This window comes from Nocardia abscessus NBRC 100374 (genome assembly GCF_000308455.1).
Lineage (GTDB): Bacteria > Actinomycetota > Actinomycetes > Mycobacteriales > Mycobacteriaceae > Nocardia > Nocardia abscessus.
On the sequence record NZ_BAFP01000121.1, the window covers coordinates 1 to 4968 of the forward strand.

The 4968-nt window shown below is 69.1% G+C and carries 5 protein-coding genes; 2 read left to right on the forward strand and 3 right to left on the reverse strand.

Features of this window, described 5'->3' with window-relative positions:
* The first annotated feature begins 277 nt into the window (after positions 1-277).
* Positions 278-757: a hypothetical protein gene (locus tag ON19_RS24950; RefSeq protein WP_043697786.1), complete on the forward strand. Its 480-nt coding sequence runs from the start codon at positions 278-280 to the stop codon at positions 755-757.
* A 72-nt stretch (positions 758-829) separates the two neighbouring features.
* Positions 830-1405 (forward strand): TerD family protein, encoded by a 576-nt coding sequence (locus tag ON19_RS24955; RefSeq protein WP_043697780.1) that lies wholly within the window; start codon positions 830-832, stop codon positions 1403-1405.
* Between the two features lie 63 nt (positions 1406-1468).
* On the opposite strand, the gene ON19_RS24960 is transcribed toward ON19_RS24955, so the two are convergent.
* The 3 genes from ON19_RS24960 to mfd form a co-directional block, all read right to left on the reverse strand.
* Positions 1469-1792 carry a hypothetical protein gene (locus ON19_RS24960; RefSeq protein WP_043697782.1) on the reverse strand — a complete coding sequence of 108 codons (324 nt, stop codon included), beginning with the start codon at positions 1790-1792 and terminating at the stop codon, positions 1469-1471.
* Positions 1793-1860: 68 nt separating this feature from the next.
* A complete protein-coding gene (locus tag ON19_RS24965; protein WP_227954977.1) occupies positions 1861-2502 on the reverse strand; it encodes a nucleoside triphosphate pyrophosphohydrolase in 642 nt (213 codons plus the stop codon).
* Positions 2503-2660: 158 nt separating this feature from the next.
* The coding region (gene mfd / locus ON19_RS24970; RefSeq protein WP_043697784.1) for a transcription-repair coupling factor at positions 2661-4968 on the reverse strand (2308 nt) is incomplete at its 5' end.

Sequence of the window (4968 nt, forward strand, 5' to 3'; positions counted from 1 at the left end):
CGAGCAGCTCGTCTCATGCGGCGCCACCCAGGTCGGCGAGCACGCGCGGCACGACGCGTCAGCGGAGATCCGCGCCGGGGACATGGCTGAGCAGTGGGCCGCCACGCTCGACATTCCCGCGCTGGTCTCGGCCTGACCGTCGCCCGGAGCGGGCCGGGGATCACCCGTAGCGGTCCGGACAAAGTGCACAGCGTCAGCGGACAAGTGGCGCAGCACCTTAGACTGCTATCAAGCGCGGCACAGCCCGCCGCGCTCGACGATCCATGAGGTGACGAAGATGGCAGCCGGAGCGAGCCCCGCCCAACGTCAGCACAACTCGACAGATCATCCCGAGCTGGACGTGCTCCCGGAATGGCCCCTGGAGACGATCGGCGTGCTGGTGACGACCGACCCCGCACCGCACGCGATTCCGGTGTCCTGGCCGGTGCGCGCCGGCGATCGGCGAATTCTGCTCAGCCTGAAGTACGATCGCGGTTCACTGGCCCGGCTGCGCGAGCATCCCGAAGTGGCGCTGTTGATCCTCGGCGGCGGCAACGTGGCGATGTGCGCACGGGGGACCGCGCACGTGGTCGCCGAGCAGATGCCCGGCGCCGACGACTATGTCGCGGTCCGCATCGACGTCGACGTGATCGATGACCACCGCCAGTCGGCCTTCGCCGTCGTGCAAGGCATTCAGCGCACGGTGCTCGACGACGAGAGCGAACTGCGCGCGCTGAAGGACCGGGTCAGCACCTTGAAATCCTGGGCAGACCACTAGAACTGAATCAGCCCGGCGGCCCCGGGCAGCACGGAAGAAGGCGGCACCGTTCGTGCCGCGCGGAAGGGGATCATGAGCGTCACTCTCGCCAAAGGCGGCAACGTTTCGCTGTCGAAGCAGGCGGCGAACCTCGCCAAGGTGTCGGTGGGACTCGGCTGGGACGTGCGCACCACCACCGGCGCCGACTACGATCTCGACGCCAGCGCGCTGGCCTGCGGGTCGAATCTGAAAGTGCTGTCCGACCAGCACTTCATCTTCTACAACAACCTGCGCTCGCCCGACGGATCCATCGAGCACACCGGCGACAATCTCACCGGGGCGGGTGAAGGCGACGACGAGGTGATCAACGTCGACCTCACGGCCGCGCCTCCGGACATCACCAACATCTTCTTCCCGGTGTCCATTCACGACGCCGACGCGCGCGGCCAGTCGTTCGGTCAGATCCGCAACGCCTTCATCCGCGTCGTCGACGCGGGCACCGGCATCGAACTGGCTCGCTACGACCTCACCGAGGACGCGTCCACCGAAACGGCCATGATCTTCGGCGAGCTGTACCGCCACAACAACGAGTGGAAGTTCCGCGCCATCGGCCAGGGTTACGCCTCCGGTCTGGCGGGAATCGCCCGCGACTACGGCGTGAACATCTGACTCTCCGAGTCGACCGCCGCCGGGCGGTGTGGAACATCCGCGAGGCCTGCCCGGCCGACAACGTCAGCCGCAGCAGACCGGGTCGTCGCAGGGGTCTCCGACTTCGCTACCGTATGCCGTGAAGCCCTGGATGGGCGCCACGACCTGCTCGGCGGTGTGGGGGTCAAGCGACGGCGCGGACCGGACACTCGGGCGGCCCCAGGTCGGCGGCGTGTCGTCGAGGTCGAAACGCGGCGCTCCGTCGATGAAGAGTGTCCACAGCGGGTGGTCGGGAAAGCCGTTGATCCGCAGGACCCACCACTGGTCGTCCACGAGGGCGGCGACGGGAAACCGGGCTATCCCGGTCCTTCGCCACTGCGGTCGCGCGTGGAGTTCGGGGTAGGGCATCGTCCCAGTCTCCCTGATCCAGCCGTCACGTGGCGGCCGGATAGGTTGCCCGGCGCCGGGCCTTCGGCCTACTCGCTTCCTTCCGGCCAGAAGGCGCGCCAATCCTCGGCAACGAGCGAACGACGTTCACCGCGGTCTTTCTCCGCCGTATCCTCCGCCGCGCGGATAGCGGCGGCGAACGTCAGCGTCGCTTTGCGGAGACTTTCTTCGGCGCTTTCCGGCCCGCCGAGGCGCACGACGCGGAGAGCCTCGGGCACGAGATCGGACGGCAGGCCCGCCTTCGTGCTGCGGGAGACGATCTTCTCGGCGAGAGCCAGGGCGGGCTGGGCCATGGCGATGCCGTCCAGGCAGGAGCGGCGGGACTTCTCGGCGGATTTGCGTTCTTCCCAGGCCCGTTCCTGCGCGGCGATCTTCTCCGCCACCGACGCGGACGGATCGATCGCGGAGCCCACCAGGTGCGGGCTGCGGTTGACCAGCTTGGCGACGAGAGCGGCGGCGACATCGTCCACGGTGAATTCGCCTGCGGCCTGGGCGATCCGGGAATGGAAGAGCACTTGCAGCAACAGGTCGCCGAGTTCCTCCTTGATCGTCTCGGCATCGCTGTTCTGGATGGCGTCGAGCAGCTCGTAGGTTTCCTCGAGCAGGTAAGGGCGCAGCGAATCGTGGGTCTGGGTGACCTCCCAGCCGCCGAAGTGCCAGAGCCGGTCCATGACCTCGACCGCCCCGGCCAAACCGGCCGCGACCACCGCCGTGTCCGTGGGCGGCACCGCGTCGCCGTTCGGCGCGGCGCGATCCACGCCGTCGGTCCCGCGTTCGGCGGCACGGTGCCGGGCAGCGCGCAGGACGGACTCGTCGCGATCCGCCGAACTCATCGGGGAGCCATCTCGGCGGCGACGGTGAGATCGACCGCGCCCTGCGCCTTCCCGTCCAACGCCAGCAGCAGATCGGCCACGAACTGCAGCAGCACCACATCCCGGACGCGCTCGGCCCCGACGCTGTCCTCCACGCGGGGCAACGGAAGCTGCACCACCCCGGAAGCGGCGCGGTATCCCGCGCTGGGGTAGAGCCGCTTGAGGCGCATCTGCTTGGAATCCGGCAGATGCAGCGGCGAGATCTTCAAAGTGGTTCCGGTGACGGCGATTTCGGTTACCTCGTACTCGCGGGCGAGCAGGCGCAGCTTGGCCACCGAGACCAGCCGCCCGACCTCGACCGGCAGTGGCCCGTAACGGTCGACGAGCTCGTCCACGACCAGAGCCAGCGCCGAATCGTCTCCAGCGGCAGCGAGTTTGCGGTAGGCCTCCAGGCGGAGCCGGTCGCTGGCGATGTAGTCCGGCGGGATGTGCGCGTCGACGGGCAGGTCGATGCGCACCTCCTTGACTTCCTCGATGGTGATCGGCTTGCCGTCGGCGGCGGCGCGGTACGCCTCGACCGCCTCACCGACCAGGCGCACGTAGAGATCGAACCCGACGCCCGCGACGTGCCCGGACTGTTCGGCGCCGAGCACGTTGCCCGCGCCGCGGATCTCCAGGTCCTTCATCGCGACCGCCATGCCCGCGCCGAGGTCGGAGTTCTGCGAGATGGTGGCCAGCCGGTCGTAGGCCGTCTCGGTGAGCGGCTTCTCCGGCGGGTACAGGAAGTAGGCGTAGCCGCGTTCCCTGGAGCGCCCGACCCGGCCACGCAGCTGGTGCAGCTGGGAGAGCCCGAGCGCGTCGGCGCGTTCCACGATCAGCGTGTTGGCGTTGGAGATGTCCAGACCGGTCTCGATGATCGTGGTGCACACCAGCACGTCGTATTCGCGCTGCCAGAAGCCCTCCACGGTGGACTCGAGCGCGTCCTCGTTCATCTGGCCGTGCGCGACCACCACCCGCGCCTCCGGCACGAGATCGCGAATCCGCTTGGCCGCCTTGTCGATCGACGCCACCCGGTTGTGCACGTAGAAGACCTGACCGTCGCGCAGCAACTCGCGCCGGATCGCGGCGGTGACCTGCTTGTCGTTGTAGGCGCCCACGTAGGTGAGCACCGGGTGGCGCTCCTCCGGCGGGGTGAGGATGGTCGACATCTCGCGGATACCGGCCAGGCTCATCTCCAGGGTGCGCGGGATCGGGGTCGCCGACATGGTGAGCACGTCGACGTGCGTGCGCAGCGCCTTGATGTGCTCCTTGTGCTCCACACCGAACCGCTGTTCCTCGTCGACCACGACGAGGCCGAGGTCCTTCCAGCGCACACCGGTCTGCAGCAGCCGGTGCGTGCCGACCACGATGTCCACGCCGCCGTCGGCCATTCCCTCCAGCACGGCGCGCGCCTCGGCCGGATCGGTGAAGCGGGACAAGCCCTTCACGGTGATCGGGAAGCCCGCGACACGCTCGGCGAAGGTCTGCAGGTGCTGCTGCGCGAGCAGCGTGGTCGGCACCAGCACCACGACCTGCTTGCCGTCCTGCACGGCCTTGAACGCCGCCCGCACCGCGATCTCGGTCTTGCCGTAGCCGACGTCGCCGCAGACGACGCGGTCCATCGGGACCGGCTTCTCCATGTCCGCCTTCACCTCGGCGATGGCGGTCATCTGGTCGACGGTCTCGGTGAACGCGAACGCGTCCTCCATCTCCTGCTGCCACGGCGTGTCCGGCGCGAAGGCGTGGCCCGGCGCGGCCTGGCGCGCGGCGTACAGCTGCACGAGCTCGCCCGCGATCTCGCGAACCGCCTTGCGCGCCTTGCGTTTGGTGTTGGCCCAGTCCGAGCCGCCGAGCTTGGACAGGCTGGGCATCTCACCGCCGACGTAGCGGGAGAGCTGGTCGAGCGACTCCATCGGCACGAACAGCCGGTCGCCGGGCTGGCCGCGCTTGCTCGGCGCGTACTCGATCACCAGGTACTCGCGGCGGGCACCGCCCACCGTGCGCTCGATCATCTCGACGAACTTGCCGATGCCGTGCTGGTCGTGCACCACCATGTCGCCCGCGCTCAACGCGAGCGGGTCGACCTGGTTGCGGCGCTTGGCCGGCATGCGCTTGCCCTCGGCGGGCGCGGTGACCCGGTTGCCGGTGAGGTCGGACTCGGCGACGATCACCAGACCGGCGTCCTCGAACACCAGGCCGTCGTGCAGCGAACCGCACAGCACGCCGACCACGCCGTCGTTCGGCTCGGCCCCCTGCTCCAGCGCCGCGGCGGGGACGTCCGCGTCC

What these genes read in the sequence shown, in the direction of transcription:
- ON19_RS24965 (WP_227954977.1), bottom strand. Translation starts at nt 2,502, where the DNA reads ATGGACCGGCTCTGGCACTTCGGCGGCTGGGAGGTCACCCAGACCCAC.
- ON19_RS24950 (WP_043697786.1), top strand. Translation starts at nt 278, where the DNA reads ATGGCAGCCGGAGCGAGCCCCGCCCAACGTCAGCACAACTCGACAGAT.
- ON19_RS24955 (WP_043697780.1), top strand. Translation starts at nt 830, where the DNA reads ATGAGCGTCACTCTCGCCAAAGGCGGCAACGTTTCGCTGTCGAAGCAG.
- ON19_RS24960 (WP_043697782.1), bottom strand. Translation starts at nt 1,792, where the DNA reads ATGCCCTACCCCGAACTCCACGCGCGACCGCAGTGGCGAAGGACCGGG.